The following is a 15,904-nucleotide window of genomic DNA, read 5'->3' on the forward strand; positions in this document are numbered from 1 at the left end:
CGGCACCATCGTGCTACCCTTCCCTCTGGAAGAAACAAGGCGCGACACAAAGATTCGGCAATGGTCGTGCGGACCTTGTTCCCGTTCACATTCCCACACTGCGCGGAGGAACCGTGAAGACGGTCAATGTTCTCGTTGTCGTCGACGTCGAGGGTGCGCTCGCCGGCTCGCTGGGCGATAATGTCTACCTCGTCGACACGAACAAGCACTTCGGTTCCAGCGGTGAAGGCCAGGAGGGCCTGAGCACCGCCTGTCGCGACGGGCAGCTCGTCGCCTGGAACGTTGTGCCCGTGTCGCCGTCGAGCGACGTGCAGATCGCCGAGTTCACCGGCCAGATCATCAACGACGGCACCTGCGTGCCGAAACTGGTCAGCACCCCTGACGGCGACTACTGGGAAGGCCGCGTCGAGGCCCGCGGAACGACCGGATACCAGCAGTACTCGCTGGTTCTCACGATGGATGGCACCCGCGCCACCTTCGACCCCTGGCTTCTCATCAAGGAGTAGTAACCCCGGTTTCTTCGACCGGTGAACAGCTGGTGAAATATCCTCGATCCACCGATCGGGAGCTCCCGATCGGTGGATCGAGGGCCCGTTTCGAGAGATTTTTTGGTGGTGCCGAAAATCTACTTGGCCATGCCGTCGTGGAGCTCCTGACGTCGAGTGGCCATGCCTGGCGAAAGTCAGAACTCGCAAGCCCGTGATGTCGTGACATGTTCTTTTTGCGTTACTCCGAGCCGTTCCGGGCCGCCGCCGGCCCCGGCGTCCACCAGCGGCGTGGCGTCTGCCTCCACATCACCGCGGACGCCTGCACCGGCTGGAAGGCGAACCCTGTCCCAGCTTCCTGAAGACTGACCCCCTGCATTCCCTGCACCAGGGACGGGCGAGGATGACTCCCGAGGGGCGGTCGTGCGCGGAGTGGACAAGAGCGGCCCCGATCTCCCGAACGACCTCCCAGGTATGTTCACGACCGTGTCCGCCGGCCTCGTGGCCGTGCTCGTCGGGCTGCTGATTGCCGCCCTCTCCCTCATCGCCGGCCTGATCGCTGGCATCCTGCACCGCGCCGACGGCGCCACCTGGCCCGCGGCGATCCGCGCGGGCGGCCGGGGCGGTTTCGTGGTCGCCGGGGTGCTGCTGGCCTCGGTCGGGGTGGTGATCGCAGCGTGGGTGCGGTAGCCGGCACCATTCGGTCCGCGACGTTGGCTTGCTGGCAACGATGGGTGTGATGCCCGACATGAGGAGACGCGCGGGGAGAGTCTGGTAGCTGGGCCTCATCAGCACCCGCGCAGATCCGCCCCCGTGCCGCAGCCTGGTTCCGGTCGGCGATCAGAACCAGGCTGCGGATACAGAGCTGATCGGCCGCTCGGCAAGGTGGCGGCGGGCACCGTCCCGCTCGAGTCGGAGGGTGTTCCCTCAGGTCCTGTTGACGGTGTCTCTTTCCAGCTCGTCCAGCAGTTCTCGTAGTTGGGCGATGACTGCGCGGGCCTGCTCGAGGTTGTTGCGTGTGGCTGTCCCGGCGGTCAGGTGCAGACGGCCCGATGGCCGCCCTATTGTGGCCCGATGCGTCTCGGGGTGTTGGGCGCGGTGACGGCGTGGGACGTCCAGGGGCGCGATCTCGACCTGGGTGTCGGGCGGGCTGCCACCCTGCTCGCGCTGCTGGTGGCCCAGTGCCAGGCACCGCTGTCACCGGCCCGGCTGGCCGACCAGCTGTGGTCGGGGCAGCCGCCGGCCACAGCCGCCACCACCCTGCAGGGGTGGATCTCCCGGCTGCGGCGCCGCCTCGAGCCGGACGTTCCGGCGGCGCAGGCACGTCTGCTGGTCACCAGGGCCACCGGCTACCAGCTGATCCTCACCGACCCGGTCCGTCAGCTGGACTCCGCCGCCTTCCGCCACGACGCGGCGCGGCTCGAGGCGCATCTCCGTGACGGCCATCCGGAGCTGGCCGCCGCGGCCGGGCAGGCAGCCCTGGGGCGCTGGCGCGGCGACGAGCCCTACGGAGGCCTGCTTGACGACGCCCTTCCCGAGCAGCCCAGCCGGCTGCGGGAGGAGCGGCTGCTCGCCGTCGAGCGCCACGCGCTGGCCCGCCTCGACCTGGGCGACCATCGGGGACTGCTGGGGGAGCTCGTGGCCCTCGTCGCCGCCCAGCCGACCCGGGAGAGCCTGGTGGCGATGCGGGCGCTTGCCCTCTACCGCGCCGACCGCCAGGTCGAGGCACTGTCCGAGCTCGCCCGGGCACGCGCCCTGCTGCGTGACGAGCTGGGCCTGGACCCGGGCCCGACGCTGCGCGCGGTCGAGACCGCCGTGCACCAGGCGGACCCGGCCGCGGCACGTCCCGGCTGGTGGCCTGGACGCCGCTCCGCACTGTCCGCGCCCTCGGCCCGGACCGATGCCTCGCCCCGGTCGCAGCCGGCACCGCCCGCACCTTCGCCTTCGCTGGTACTTTCGCCGCCTCCGCCTCCGCCTCCGCCTCCGCCTCTGGCGTCGGCGCGACAGCCAGCCCTCGCAGCGCCACCGGCCGCCCTGACACGGGCGACGTCGCCGTTCGTCGGCCGTGCCGCCGAGCTGGAACGGGCGCGGGCCGTCGTCGAACTACCGGCAGGCGGCGCCCGGGCGCTGGTGGTGTCCGGCCCCGCCGGAGTCGGCAAGACGCGCCTGGTCACGGAGGTCCTGGCGACGCTTCCCGCTGCCGGCGGGCCGGTTCGGGGCGCAGCGCCGCGCGCAGTGCACGGCCGGGCGCGCTGCCTTCCAGGCGACGACGCCGCCCCGTACGACCTGTGCCGGGCACTGTTCCCGGCGCTGGCACCGCCGGCGGAGGCATCCGTTCGTTCGTGGGCGCTCCTGCTCGCGGCGGCGCTCGGTGCCGAGCCGGTGCCCGTCCCTGCAGCCGGTCAGGTCCTCGGGCAGGCCCCCGGTCAGCGCCCGGACCCGGCGGCCGGCGCCGGGCTGTCCGAGATCGTGGTCGACGACCTGCAGTGGGCTGACGCGGCGTCACTTCGGGTGCTGGCCGCTCTCGTCCGGGGCCGCACCGACGCCGACCGGCCCCTGCTGATCAGCGTCACGGTCCGCGACGAGCATCTGGGCGGCACCGCCGATGCCGGTGATGGCAGCGGCGGTGATCGCGGTGATCCGGCCGCCCCCGCGGACTCAGCGGGGGCCTCGGATGCCCTGGAGGCGTTGCTGGCCGAACTCGGTCGGCTGCCGGGCGACCACCTTCGGCTCCGGCCGCTTGCCGCCACAGCGGTCGCCGAATACGTCGCCGCGATCACGCCGCGGGTGGGCGCGATTCCCGCCCAAGGGCCCGGGTCATCCGTCGCGACAGGGACCACCACGGCTACGGACATCACAGCCTCGGAGGTCGCGGCGGCGGATGTCGCCGCGGTCGCCGCGGTGGTGGCCGAGCGCAGCGCCGGCAACGCGTTCTTCATGACCGAGCTCACCCGGCTGGTCGCCGCCGGGCGTCCCGCCCGTGACCTGCCCGACCGGGTCATCGACGTGATCAGCTCTCGGGTCGCCGCGCTCGGCGAGCCCGCGCGCGGACTGCTGCGTGTGGCCGCCGTGCTCGGCGACGATGTCGCCTGGGATGTCATCGCTCAGGTCGCGGACGACGGAGCGTCGAGCGGTTCGTCTCGCGGTGGTCGTGATCCGGGAACGACGTCCGCCGCCCTCGACGAGGCGTTCGACAACGCCGTGCGCGCGGGACTGATCGCCGATGAGCCGGGCGTCGTGCGGTTCGCGCATGCGCTGGTCCGGGAGAGCCTGGTCGCCCGCACGACCCGGCGGCTGCAGGCCGAGTGGCATCGACGCTGCGCCGACGTGCTGCTGGCGGGCAGCGCCGGGGTGCAGGCGGTCGCGGACCATCTGCTGCGCGGCGGTGATCCGCGGGCCGCGGGCGCCGCTCTCGCCGCGGCCGAGGAGGCCCTCGCCGTCGCGGACTTCGACGGCGCGGTCAGCTGGGCCCGCCGCGGCCTGGACCGGACTCCCACCACGGCAGGTCCACAACCGCCGCGGTTCTCACGGCCGCAGACGCCACCACCGACACAGCTGTCACCGACACAGCTGTCACCGACACAGCTGTCACCGACCCGGCAGCGGGCGCGGCTGGGCCTGGCTGCCGGTCGGGCCCTGTACCGCGCCGGGCGCCTGTCCGAGTCCGCCGAGCTGCTGGCGACCACCTACGACGAGGCGACGCTTGCCGGCGAGTCCGATCTCGCGGCCCAGGCCGCGCTCGAAGCCGCGGGCGGTCCCGTCACCGGCTACTGGTCGATGGCCGGCGAGACCGCACCGGACGTTCTCGCCCGCCTCCTCGAAGCACGCCGCCTGCCCGGGCTGACCCCGGCCACGGCGGGAGCCGTCGAGGCAGCCTGCGCGGCACGCTTCGCGCTCGCCGGCGATCTCCGGCGCGCCGAGCAACACCTGACCGCGGCGCAGGCGGTGTTCGAGACGGCCGAGGACGCCTCGGCCGACCTGGAGCGGATGGTGCTGCTGGCCCGCTTCGTGACCTGGTGGCGCCCCGACCTGGCAGCCCGGCGGCTGGCCGTGCTCGACCGCCTCGGCGCACTGGCCGCCGGTGACGTCGGCGCCCGCCTCACCGTGGCGCAGCTGCGCGCCCTGACCCTGCTCGAACTGGGTGAGCTCGCCGAGGCGGACGGGCAGGCCCAGCTGCTCGCCGCCACCGCCCGCCGGCTGCGCTACGACGACTTCACCCTCGTCGCCTGCTGGTGGACGGCGATGCGTGACCTGATGTCGGGACGTCTCGACGAGGCCCGCCGGCAGGCGGAGTCGGTCTTCTCCCCGCTGCTCACCGCCTCCGCCCAGGCCGCCGCGGTCGCGCGGGCGTCCGTCGAGGCGATCGGTGGCATGGTCGCCTGGGAGCTCGGGGCGCTGGCGGCGGCGCTGCCCGAAGCGGCGGCTCCGGCACCGACCGACCATCCCGGCTGGCTGATCGTGCGGGCCCTCGGCCTGGCACAGGCCGGTGACGCGGACGCCTCCCTCGACGTCCTGGCGCCGCTGCTGCGCCCGGGGCTGCCCGCGATCGGCTCCGGCCCGCCGGCGACCGTCTCGCTGATCCTGCTGACCGAGTGGTGCTGGCATGCCCGCACCCGAGCCGACGCCCGCGACTGGGCCCGGCCACTGTTGGAACGGGTGGAACCCTGGGCCGACACGGTGATCGTGTTCGCCCCGGGCGGCGTCTGCATGGGCTCCGGGCAGCTGTACGTGGGCACGCTCGCCGCCATCCTCGGCGACCACGAGCGGGCCCGCCGCGCACTCGACGCCGCACAGGCGGTCAACGAACGCCTCGGCATGCCTCTCTTCGCCGCCCGCGCCGCCGCCCGCCGCCTGTCGCCCGGCACCTGAGCCGGCCTGTCGACGACTGGCGCACCGGCTCACTTCTGGGTCGGGGGAGGGGTGGCGTCTCGGATGCAGGCGAAGTCCGACCACGCTCCTTCGACGCCGCGCTCCTTGGTCACTCGCAGAATGGCGCCGACGGTGAAGCAGTACGGCGTCTCGGGATCCAGGTTCTTCAGCTCGTACACGGTCGCACCGGCGGGCAGGGCGAAAGCGGCGATCGCGGTGGCCGGGTCGAACACTCGTAGCACCAGGTCCCCAGGAGCGGATCCGTTCGTCCAGGTCAGCCTGATGGCGGTGCCGTTGTCGACGGCCCGCAGCCCGGAGGGCCTGGCGGAGCCGGGATCCGTTGGGTCCGGGGCCCCGGAGGCAGTCAGCGTCGAGGATGCCGACCCGGGTCCTGGCGGACTGTTGCCGTCCGGCACGAGCAGCCCGATCAGCAGCAGCATCGCCACGGCCAGCCCCACGGCCACCGGCACGGTGGTCCGGATCCACCGGCGCCAGGCGGACATCGGGCGGTCGTCGTCCGGGCCCGGATCCCGCTGCCCGGACACCTCGTCGGCGGGTGGTCCCGGCGGGCGCGCTCCGGCGCGCCCCGCGGCACTCAGATCCTCCAGACCCTGATGAGCCTGGTGACCGGGTTGGTGGGCCGGCGCTCCCGCGTCTTCCTCCGGATCCGCCGGAATACGCGCGGGCACCGCCGCGGGGGCGGGGCCTGGTGCGGTCGTGTGTTCCGACAGCGGGGCGGACGCCGCGGCGGCGCGGTCGGGCGTGTCGGAGCGCGCTGCCGGGGGAGCGTCGTCCGAAGTGCCGGAGCGGTCGGGCGCGCCGGGGTCGCCGGGGCCGAGGGTGCTCGGCGGAACGACCTCTTCCGGAGCGGGGGCCGGGCGTGCGGCCCCGGGTGATGGATCGGCTGGAGCAGGTGGCGGGTCGGCGGGAGGGCGCGGGGCGGGACGCCGGGTCAGCCCCTCGAGCGCGTGCAGCCGGCGCAGCTCGTCCGCGGCCGTGGCGGCGTCACGCGGCCGCGCCGACGGATCGCGGGCGAGCAGCGCGCGCAGCAGGCCGTCGACATCGGAGTGGACGTCGCCTCGACGGATCGGGGCGAGCTCCTCGGTGAGTGCCCGCAGCATCATCGTGGCCAGGTTGTCGCCGGGGCGGACCCCGAACGGCGGGGTTCCGGCCAGCATCGCGTACATCGTCGCGCCAAGCCCGTACAGATCGGAGGCGACGCTGGGCTCGTCACCGCGCAGGACCTCCGGCGCCGCGAACGACGGGGTGAACGCGTCCTGGCTGGCCGACATGTCGGCGCCGAACCCGCGGCTGGCGATCCCGAAGTCGCTCAGCACCGGGTCGCCGCGTTCGGACAGCAGGATGTTGCCGGGTTTCACATCGCGGTGAAGGATCTTCGCCTTGTGCGCAGCCTGCAGGGCGTCCGCGATGGCGGCCCCGATGCGCAGGGTGTCGGCGACACCGAGCGGCCCGTTCCGCCGCAGCAGGTCGGCGACGGAACCGCCGGGCAGGTACTGCATCGCGATGAACGGGCGGCGGTCGGCCGTGGAACCGGCCTCGAAGACCGTGATGATGTTCGGGTGCCCGGTGAGCTTGCCGACGACCCGGCACTCGCGGGTGAACCGGCGTGCCGCCGCGGAGTCCCGCAGGTCCGAGCTGATGACCTTGACGGCCACGGTGCGGTCGAATCTGTCCTGGTAGGCGGTGTAGACGATGCTGAAACCGCCCTGCCCGATCGGTGTGAAGGACCGGTAGCCGTTGATGAGCGGATCATGTCCGCCGGTGGCTGACAGGCCTCCGTCGATCGCCCCCTGCCCCGGCGGGTCAGGCTCCGGGGAGGGGTCGGTCGCGCCCTCCCCGCGGCTTCCAGTCATCGGCCGCTCCCCCTTTCACCCGATTGCGCGGCATTCGACCGGTGGGATGAACCCGGCGGGCGGGACAGCTCCGACCGGCGGCGAGCCAGCCGGCCGGGTGCCAGCGCCCGGCGGACGCGCCCGGTCCGCGAGGTCGACGCCCGCAGCTCGGCACGCACCCGGTCGGCGTGGCACCAGGCGGCGTCGGCGTCGGCCTCATGCACCTCGCCGTCGGCGAACAGTGCCGCCGTCACGAGCACCGCGAGGTCCGCAATCGCCGCGGAACCGGCCTGAGCCTCGGAGCCCATCCCGGTCTCGGAGCCCATCCCGGCCGCGGAACCGGCCGGGGCCGTCCGGCCGGTCCTGACCGCGGAACCGGTCTCGATGCCGGCCCCGACCCGGACTCCGGCCCCGGCCATCGTGACGATCTCGGCCGACGTCGCCGAGGCCGGCACGGGGACTCCCGCAAGGTCGAGCGCGTCCAGAGTGTCCTGCCAGGCACCGACAACTCGCTCCCGGGCGCGCGCCGCCCGTGCACGGCGCCGCCGTCGCAGTCTCGGCGCCGCCGCTGCGGCGGCGAGGTAGCCCACCGCGGCGATGACGAGCAGTGCGGCGGCGCCCAGGCCGGCGAGGAGGAGCACGGACCGGTTCGAGTCCGTCCTGGCCGGGGGCACCTCGTTCGGCGCCGTCGGTGGCGCCGGCACCGCGGCGGCCTCCGCGACCCGCTGCGCGCGCTCCGACGGCTCGCCCTGGGCCGTGGTGGCGACCTGGCCGCGGTTGTCCGTCGCCGCGGCCGGAGTCGGGTAGAACGGCACCCAGCCGAGCCCTTCGAACCTGATCTCCGGCCAGACCAGGACGTCACCCGCCCTGACATCACCCGCCCTGACATCGCCGGTGGCGGTGTCGCCGCCGGCCCGGTCCGGCTTCGGGCTGAACCCGACGACCACCCGGCTGGGCAGCCCGACGACCCGGGCGAACACGGCGTAGGCGGCGGCGAACTGCTCGGAGGTTCCGGCGCGGCTGGTGCCGAGGAAGTACGCGAGGTGTCCGTAGGTGTGCCCGGCCGGAGCGGACGGATCGTAGACGAGGGTCCGCAGATACTGCTCGAGCTGGCGGGCCTGTTGGAACGGGGTGATCGCCCCGCCGGTGGCAGCCCGGGCCGCGTCGCGCACGACCTTCGGCAGGCCCGGTGGGAGAGCCAGTGTCTCGCTGACATCCGCGCCGGTCGGCACCTGCGCGGACGCCAGTTCCGCCGGGGTCGGTTCACGGGGGGCGACGGACACGACGGTGTAACGGCGGTCGGCCGGGTCCGTCTCGCCTTCCGTGTCACCTCCCGTGTGGTCTTCCGCCGCGGTCAGCGTCCCGTCCCGGACGTCAACGGCCAGGCCGGATCCGGAGAGTGCGGTCGGCCGGTCGAGATGCGGCAGGAACGGCCCGTCCAGGGCGACGATCTGCAGCCGCGACGTCACCGAAGGCGCGTCGCCTGCGGGCTTTCGCGCACCGTCCGCGGCGGTTCCCGGTGGTACCCGGCCACCCGCCGGCAGGTAGCGCGCCGACGACGTCCACCGCTGGCCGTCGAAGCGATCCAGCACCGCCAGCCGGATGTTGCCCGCGACCGGCGGGCTGACCCGGAACAGCACGTCGTCGGGATGCCCGAGCCAGGCCGAGACGTGGTCGAGGGGGCTCTGCGCCGCCTGCTGATCGAGCGTCACCTGCCGCAGATCCCGGACGTCGTACCGCTCGCCGTCACCCGGGCCGGCGGCGGCGAGCAGCGGGCCGGCCAGAGGCGCGATTCCCGCGGTCACCACCAGCACGGCGACAGCGGGCACCGCCGCCGTCACCCGCATCCCGCCCGTCCGCCGGCCTCGACCGGCACCGAGACCGCCAGCATCGGAGCCGGTGCCAGCACCGGTGCTGGCACGGGTGGCCGAGGTGCCGGTGAGCTCCGCACGGCGGCACATCACCAGTACCAGCACGGCGGCCACCAGACCGGCCGCGACGCCGAGATTCGACCCGGCACCCGGCACGGTGAGCAGCACGCCTGCGACGAACACCGCGATCGCCGGCAGCACCGGGACGAGCGGCGCCCGGGTCCTGGCCACCAGCTCCGCGCCGGCGAGGGCGGCGAGCCAGGTGAGGGCCTGCGGGACGACCAGCAGGTCGGGCGATCCCTGGACGGGCAGCGTCGTCTCGAGCAGGCGGGCGCCCCCGTTGAGCACTCCGTCCCACACCGCCGGCAGCGCGCCCTCCGCCTGCGGAGAACCATTCCGGAACAGGGTGAACCGGACGACGGCGAGCCAGATCAGCGCCGACGCCCCCACCGACACCGACACCGGGCGCGGCCGCGGCGGCCGTGTCGGCCGTGGCGAGGAGCCGGCCCCGCGGCGGAGCGGGCGCAGCGGGGGGAGGAAGACGACCAACGCGGTGACGACGACCGGCACGACGGCCGCCACGACGAGCGGGGAAAACAGATCGGAGGCCGGGAAGCCGCGGTGGAACGCGGCACCGGCGAGGCCCGCCGCGAGCGCCACCGCGACGAGGCTGGCGAGCGGCACTCCACGACCTGGGCCGCCTGCGCGCTGGGAGCTCATGAGAACCGCCTCGTGCCGGCGGTCTGTGCCCCCGCCACGCTCGGCCACACCGAGGTCAGCTGCGCCGTGTCGGTGATGTCCAGGACGCGAAGCCGGCCGTCGGCGACCGACTCGAACCGCTGGGACGCGCCGGGTGATGTCTGGTCCGGCCCGGGTCCGGCTGGTGCGCCCGGCACACTCACGTTCACGCTCACGCCGCCGTCCACGCTCACACCGCCGACTCGCAGCACCACGACCTGCTCGAACTGGCCGGCCAGTGCGCCGGCCACGGCCAGCTGGCCGATCTCACGGCGGCCGGTGACGATCACCAGCGAGCCCACCCCGCGGCGGCCCCGGCTCCGCGCGGCCTCGGCCAGGGGATCGCCCGGCCCAGCGGCGTCCGTGGCGCCCGTGGCGTCCGTCCAGGCGGCTCCGGCCAGTGCGTCGAGCGCCGCGGTGCCGTCGGCACGACGGTCCCGGCAGTCCAGCCGCAGGCCGCCGGTGGTGTGCAACCGCACCGGGAACCTGCTCCGGGTCGACGCGAGCACGACGGAGGCCGCGGCGTCGACCGCGGTGTCGAACGCCCGTGCTGCCTGTCCCTGCCCCTGTACGGTGCCGCCACCGCCCGCGCCGGGGTCCACAGCGGCGTCCGGGTAGGCCTGCCGCCGGATGTCGAGCACGACGGTCGTGACGGGCTCACTCGGGTCGACGTGCCGGCGGACGAGCAGCGTTCCGGCCCGGGCGCTGCTGCGCCAGTGCACATGCCGCAGGTCGTCACCGGGCGTGTACTCGCGCAGCGCGTGGAACGTCACCCCGCCCTCGACACGGCTGTCCACCGGCAGACCGTCCGGGCTGCTGGAGCGGGCGGAGGGCAGCGGCGCCAGCGGCACCGCCGCCGGATGGACGGGAAGCTGCGCCTGCCCACCGAGCGACTCGTACCGGGAGAACAGTCCGAGCGGGTCGGTGGTGACCAGGCCCACCGGCCCGATCCGCAGCACGCCGCGGCGGTCCGTCGGCAGCGGGACGGCGATGGTTCGGCGGCTGCCCGCCGGCAGCGGACGCAGCACGACTCGCGAACCCTGACCGCTGCGGCCCCGACCGCCGTGAGCCGAGCGGCCTGCGGGCGGGCCGTCGGGGGGCGCGCCACCGTCAGCCCGGTCGCTGTAGGGGACCACCAGCCGGGCTGACGAGCTGGCCCGCCGCCCGGCGTTGCGGACCGTCACGCTGGCGACCGCCGGCTCGCCGCGGGCGACCCGGGAGGGGGCGACCTCGATACCGACCTCGATGCGGGCCGGGCGTGCCATGAACACCGCGCCGACGCCGAACGCGGTGAGGCAGCCGACCGCCAGCATCCCGATCTCCGGGGCCCGCAGCGCGACCGCGGCCACGCCGAACCCGAGCGCGCCGGTGAGAGCACCCCAACCCGTCCGGGTGACCTGGCCGAGTACCCGCGACAACGGCCCGCCGCCGGCCCGCGGACCCGGCCCCGCCTCCGACCCCGACCCTGCTGCAGTGCCCGCCTTCGGCATGGTGCCCGGCCCCGGCACCGCGTCAGACCCCGGCAAGTGTTCGGGGCACCGGGACGCTTTCCAGGACCTCGGCGACGGCACGCTCAGCCGTGTAGCCACGGAGCTCGGCGTCCGGTGCCAGCAGCAGACGGTGCGCGAGGGTCGGCTCGGCGAGCGCCTTGACGTCCTCCGGGCTGACGAACCGCCGGCCGGTGGCCGCCGCCCGCACCTGGGCCGCCCGCAGCAGCGCGATGCTGCCCCGCGGGCTCGCCCCGAGCCGCAGCCCCGGCAGCTCCCGGGTCGCCGCGACCAGATCGACGACATATTCGTGGATGGTGTCCGCGACATGGACGCTGGCCGTCTGGGCGGTCATCGCGAGAATGTCGTCGGTGCCGAGTACCGGCTGGAGGTCCTCGACGCGCAGGCCACCGCGGCGGTCACGCAGAATCGCCACCTCGGCGGCGCGGCTCGGGTAACCGACCCGCAGCCGCATCAGGAACCGGTCGAGCTGCGCCTCCGGCAGCGGGTAGGTGCCGTCCATGTCGACCGGGTTCTGCGTCGCGACGACGAGAAACGGCCGCGGCACCGGATGTGTCACGCCGTCGACGGTGACCCGTCCCTCCTCCATCACCTCCAGCAGTGCCGACTGCGTCTTCGGTGACGCCCGGTTGACCTCGTCGGCGACCACGACATGGGCGAACACCGGCCCCTGATGGAACCGGAACTCTCCGCTGCCCTGGTGGTAGACGGTCACACCGGTGACGTCCGAGGGCAGCAGGTCGGGGGTGAACTGGATGCGGTGGCACGTCGCCTCCACCGAGGCCGCCAGACACCGCGCCAGGGACGTCTTGCCGAGGCCGGGGACATCCTCGACCAGCAGGTGGCCGCCGGCAAGCAGGCAGGTCAGCGCCTGCCGCACCACCTCGGTCTTGCCCCGGACCACCAGCTCGACATTGTCGASCACACGCTGGAAGGCCGCGGCGAACTCCCGCCCAGCGCCCTCATCCTGACTGTCGGACACGTTCCTCCCATTCATCTTCGCCTACCGGATTCCCTGTGGATGGGCTGGTCACGGCGGAACATATGAACTGCGGTAGGGATATGAGGTGAAGTTGTTCTCGTCGATGGTCGTGCTCGGCCCGAGTCCAGCCCCGTTCCTGGGTGTGATGACAACTGTCCGATAGCCCGGCTGCGCCATGAAGCCGGTCACGACCCGAGTGGTCGTCGTATAGGTGCGAGGCGCCGAGTTGCCCGCAGAGGAATTCGACTCCGTAACCACGTATTCGACTGTGCCGCCGGCGTCTGCGGGCGGCTCCCAGCTGATGTTCACGGAGTGGTTACTGCCACCGGGCCCRATCCCGGTGAGCAGGACGTCCTGGATCGGGCCCGGTGGAACACAACTGAGCGCCTGCGAGGACGCGGAGACCACCGATGTACCGCCCGGGCCGGTGGCGGTGGCAGTCGCCACAACCTGCTGGCAGCCGGCCGCCTCGACCGTCGTCGTGGCCGGGCCGGGACCAGGGAGAACGCTTGTACCACCGGCACTGGTCGTCACTGTGAACTGGGTCACGGAACCGCCGGCCCCCGCCATCACGGTGACGACGACCGCGCCTGACCCGGAGACGAGGCTCACCGACGGCGCGCCCGGAGGTGCCGGAAGCGATGTCGTCGTCCTGGCTGGAGGCGGAAGCACAGGCGGTGTTGTCACTGGCCGCTGCGGCCGCGGCGGCTGTGTGCCCGTCGGGTCCGGCACTGGTCGCGGAGCTGCCTGCTGGTCGGGAACAGCCGGCGAATCGGGACCTGGTGGCTGGCTCCTCCGCTCGGGCGGTGGAAGCTGACGCTGTGTCGCGGACGGCACGGTGACCGGCGGAGGCGGGGCCTTGGCGCTGGCGTCGACCACGGGCACCATCGCCTCCGGCGCGTACTTGTCGACGCGGCGGCGCTGGCCGTCGGGATCCACCGCGACGGCGTTCGTTCCGTCCGCGTCGTTCACCCACACCGTGCCGTTGCGAACGGAAAGCGTCAGCATCCCGGGGCCGCCGGAGAGGTGGATCGGCTCGTCGAACCGCCCGGCCACCTGGTCATAGACGAGTACCTGGCCAGACCCGTTGTCAGGCACGTACAACCGTCCCGCCGCGATCAGCGGTGCGCCCAGCTCGGTGGACGGCCGCTGACCGGCCAGCTCGATCGGCCGCACCGAGCCACGGCCGTCGTCCGCCGCCAGGTCGATGAGCAGCACCGTCGAGGTCCCGGCGACCAGTACGGGCACGACCCGGCCTTCGACCGCCGGTGCGACGACCAGCAGGCGGCCCGGTCCGGCTGGCGGCGGGAGAGCCACGGGTCGCTCCGCCGCCAGGCCCTCGTCCGCCTGGCCCGAGGTCCTGCCCAGGCCCTGCGACGCGACCGGTACCAGCGCGGGCCTGTCGGCATCCACGGCGACCGGGCGCCCGGCAGCCACCGTCATCGTCAGCCCGGCGCCCGGTGCGGCCACCGAAACAGTCGTCGTCACCCGCCCGTCCCGGATCGCGACGAGGTCCCCGCGGCTGGCGAGGGCAACCCACAGAACTCCGTCGGCGTCGAGACCGGCACCGGTGACCGGCGTGCCGAGCAGGACCTGCTCACCGATGATGTCGAGCGTCCGCGGATCGATCCGGGTAACCGTGCCGGTAGCGGTCTCGATGACATAGGCGAGCTCGCCCAGCGCCACCACCCGCACCGGCCCGGACTGCCCGAACGATCTCGACACCAGCTCCATCGTCGCCGGGTCGATGCGGTTCACCACGCCCGTCTCCAGGTCGGTGACCAGCACGGAAACGCCGTCCTGCGTGAGCTCGACCCGATGGCCCCGGGAAGCTGCCAGCTCCACATTGAAATCAGGTGCGCCGGCGGGACCGTTGATGTGGGTTACCCAGCCCTTCGCCGTGCTCCACAGCCAGGAGCCACCGTCGGTGAGCTGTACGACCGCCGTGCCCGGGCTCGCTCCAAGAAAGCCGAGCAACGTCACTGCCACGACCGACGCGGCCACTGCGGCTGACAGGGCACGAAGCGAGCGCCCCCGCCGAAGACTGCGCATTCCCCCACACCCCCGTGCCGGGCCCGGGCCTCATCCGTTCACGGCACCTGTGGAGAAGAGGCTAGCGACAGCGCATCCGACCCGAATGGCACCCTATCGGGCCGGTGATGTCGCCTTACCGACAGAGATCGTGGATGGGGAGACCCCGTGTGGTCGCGTGTTGGCCTCGTTTCGTGCAATGGTCCTGGTCGGAGGCCTCGCGGATCTCTCATGGCGGTCACCTTCGGAGGCTCGACGGCGGAGTCCGCGGCCGACGCCGGATGCCAGCACTCACCTGCATCGGCATTCCCTCTCCAACCATGGTGCGGGCGGTCACACGTTGGACGCACCGCGCTGGGTCGATCGGCTGCGCGGCTGCGGGCCCGGTCGTCGGGAGTGAGTAACGAGATCGAAAGGTCGAGTACGGAGAAGCTCGGCATCCCACCGGTGGCGGCCTGCCACCGGTGGTGGCCTGTGTAGAGCCGGACGTGACGCTCATCGCCATATAACGCTGAATCTCCGCGCGAGGTCGCTGACCAAGGTGACGCCTGAGTCGGTGTACGCGGGCGCCCCCTCCGATCGTCCGCAGTGCCTGCGACCGGAGCCCGACCGGCAAGCCCGACAGCCGTCCCCGGCTCTCCTCAGTCCTCAGTAGTCCTCCCTCAGCGGTGCGTGGCCCGAGACCGGAGACAGGTCGTGGACCCTGGCTGCCGCGCCCGATCCGGGGCGCCGGCAGTGTCGATGCGACCTGGTCGACGGGGCCGGCTGTGCCAGTGGCCCCTCCTCCCAGGTGGCGTCGGCGGCGCGCGCCAGGACGAGGGCAGTGGACGAGGGCAGTGTCGGATGAGTCCTGCCTGTGGCCTCTTCAGCGCACCTGCGAGCAAGGCCACGACGCGCCCACCGAGCGAGAGCGGACGGGGCTCCGACCACCTCCGGCATCCTCGTGTATAGTCCTGTCTCACCGCGTGATCGGGACCAATCGGGCCTGAGATGTAGACGGGCCCAGGATCCTCCGAGGGGGCGCAGACCCCCCGAGGACAGAGCCCGAAAACAGTGCGGTAAGGTTGGAAAGAGTGGCAGTCGCCGGCGAGTCCGGAGCGATTTGACACAAACCCGAAAGCATCGGTAACTTCACCGAGTCGCCGCAGCCGGGGCCGATAGGCCGAACCGGATGAGGCAAAGGCAAAATGGCAGAATCGCGAAACACGGCGATTTGACACAAGCCCGAAACACCCGGTACTTTAACCGAGTCGCCRCAGCCGGGGCCGAAAGGCCGGACCGGATGAGGCAAAKGCAGGGCGGAAAGTCGCGAAACACGGCGATTTGACACCGGCCGGAAATACCGAGTAAGTTGAAGACGCACCGGAAACGCCGAAARGCACCTCCGGTTGCATCTGCTCCTTGAGAACTCAACAGCGTACCGAATAGTCAGTGCCATTTAGTTTTGAACCCCCGTCCATGGCCAGGGCTTAATGTTCTGGTTGTGGTGGGAAATTCCTTTGGCAATGACAGACGATCTTACGAGGATCTGTCTTGCCAGGATCGGTTGGGCTTGGCGGCCCGGCCA

The 15,904-nt window shown here is 72.8% G+C and carries 8 protein-coding genes; 3 read left to right on the forward strand and 5 right to left on the reverse strand.

What is annotated here, in order from left to right:
• Positions 1–113: 113 nt before the first annotated feature.
• The 3 genes from CcI49_RS36140 (at position 114) to CcI49_RS36150 (ending at position 5,354) form a co-directional block, all read left to right on the forward strand.
• Positions 114–506 (forward strand): hypothetical protein, encoded by a 393-nt coding sequence (locus tag CcI49_RS36140; protein ID WP_054569942.1) that lies wholly within the window; start codon positions 114–116, stop codon positions 504–506.
• A 402-nt stretch (positions 507–908) separates the two neighbouring features.
• A complete protein-coding gene (locus CcI49_RS36145; RefSeq protein WP_131831277.1) occupies positions 909–1,175 on the forward strand; it encodes a hypothetical protein in 267 nt (88 codons plus the stop codon).
• A 384-nt stretch (positions 1,176–1,559) separates the two neighbouring features.
• Positions 1,560–5,354, forward strand: a complete 3,795-nt coding sequence (locus CcI49_RS36150) for a BTAD domain-containing putative transcriptional regulator (protein ID WP_076834044.1) — start codon at positions 1,560–1,562, stop codon at positions 5,352–5,354.
• A 29-nt stretch (positions 5,355–5,383) separates the two neighbouring features.
• Here the strand turns inward: CcI49_RS36150 and CcI49_RS36155 are convergent, their stop codons facing one another.
• Genes CcI49_RS36155 through CcI49_RS36175 form a run of 5 tightly spaced genes read right to left on the reverse strand, consistent with a single transcriptional unit; the run spans position 5,384 to position 14,358 of the window.
• Positions 5,384–7,228 (reverse strand): serine/threonine-protein kinase, encoded by a 1,845-nt coding sequence (locus CcI49_RS36155; protein ID WP_076834047.1) that lies wholly within the window; start codon positions 7,226–7,228, stop codon positions 5,384–5,386.
• Entirely contained in the window at positions 7,225–9,798 is a 2,574-nt protein-coding gene (locus CcI49_RS36160) for a transglutaminase domain-containing protein (protein ID WP_158230870.1), read from the reverse strand. Before CcI49_RS36160 ends, CcI49_RS36155 begins: the two co-directional genes overlap by 4 nt.
• Entirely contained in the window at positions 9,795–11,342 is a 1,548-nt protein-coding gene (locus CcI49_RS36165; protein WP_131831279.1) for a DUF58 domain-containing protein, read from the reverse strand. Before CcI49_RS36165 ends, CcI49_RS36160 begins: the two co-directional genes overlap by 4 nt.
• The gene (locus CcI49_RS36170) at positions 11,329–12,321 is read right to left on the reverse strand and encodes a MoxR family ATPase (protein ID WP_076834053.1); all 993 of its coding nucleotides are present in this window, start codon (positions 12,319–12,321) and stop codon (positions 11,329–11,331) included. Before CcI49_RS36170 ends, CcI49_RS36165 begins: the two co-directional genes overlap by 14 nt.
• A gap of 33 nt (positions 12,322–12,354) precedes the next feature.
• A complete protein-coding gene (locus CcI49_RS36175) occupies positions 12,355–14,358 on the reverse strand; it encodes a hypothetical protein (protein ID WP_076834055.1) in 2,004 nt (667 codons plus the stop codon).
• Between the last annotated feature and the right edge of the window lie 1,546 nt (positions 14,359–15,904).

The sequence above is a fragment of the Frankia sp. CcI49 genome, from assembly GCF_001983215.1.
GTDB classification, from domain to species: domain Bacteria; phylum Actinomycetota; class Actinomycetes; order Frankiales; family Frankiaceae; genus Parafrankia; species Parafrankia irregularis.

What these genes read in the sequence shown, in the direction of transcription:
- CcI49_RS36150 (WP_076834044.1), top strand. Translation starts at nt 1,560, where the DNA reads ATGCGTCTCGGGGTGTTGGGCGCGGTGACGGCGTGGGACGTCCAGGGG.
- CcI49_RS36155 (WP_076834047.1), bottom strand. Translation starts at nt 7,228, where the DNA reads ATGACTGGAAGCCGCGGGGAGGGCGCGACCGACCCCTCCCCGGAGCCT.
- CcI49_RS36160 (WP_158230870.1), bottom strand. Translation starts at nt 9,798, where the DNA reads ATGAGCTCCCAGCGCGCAGGCGGCCCAGGTCGTGGAGTGCCGCTCGCC.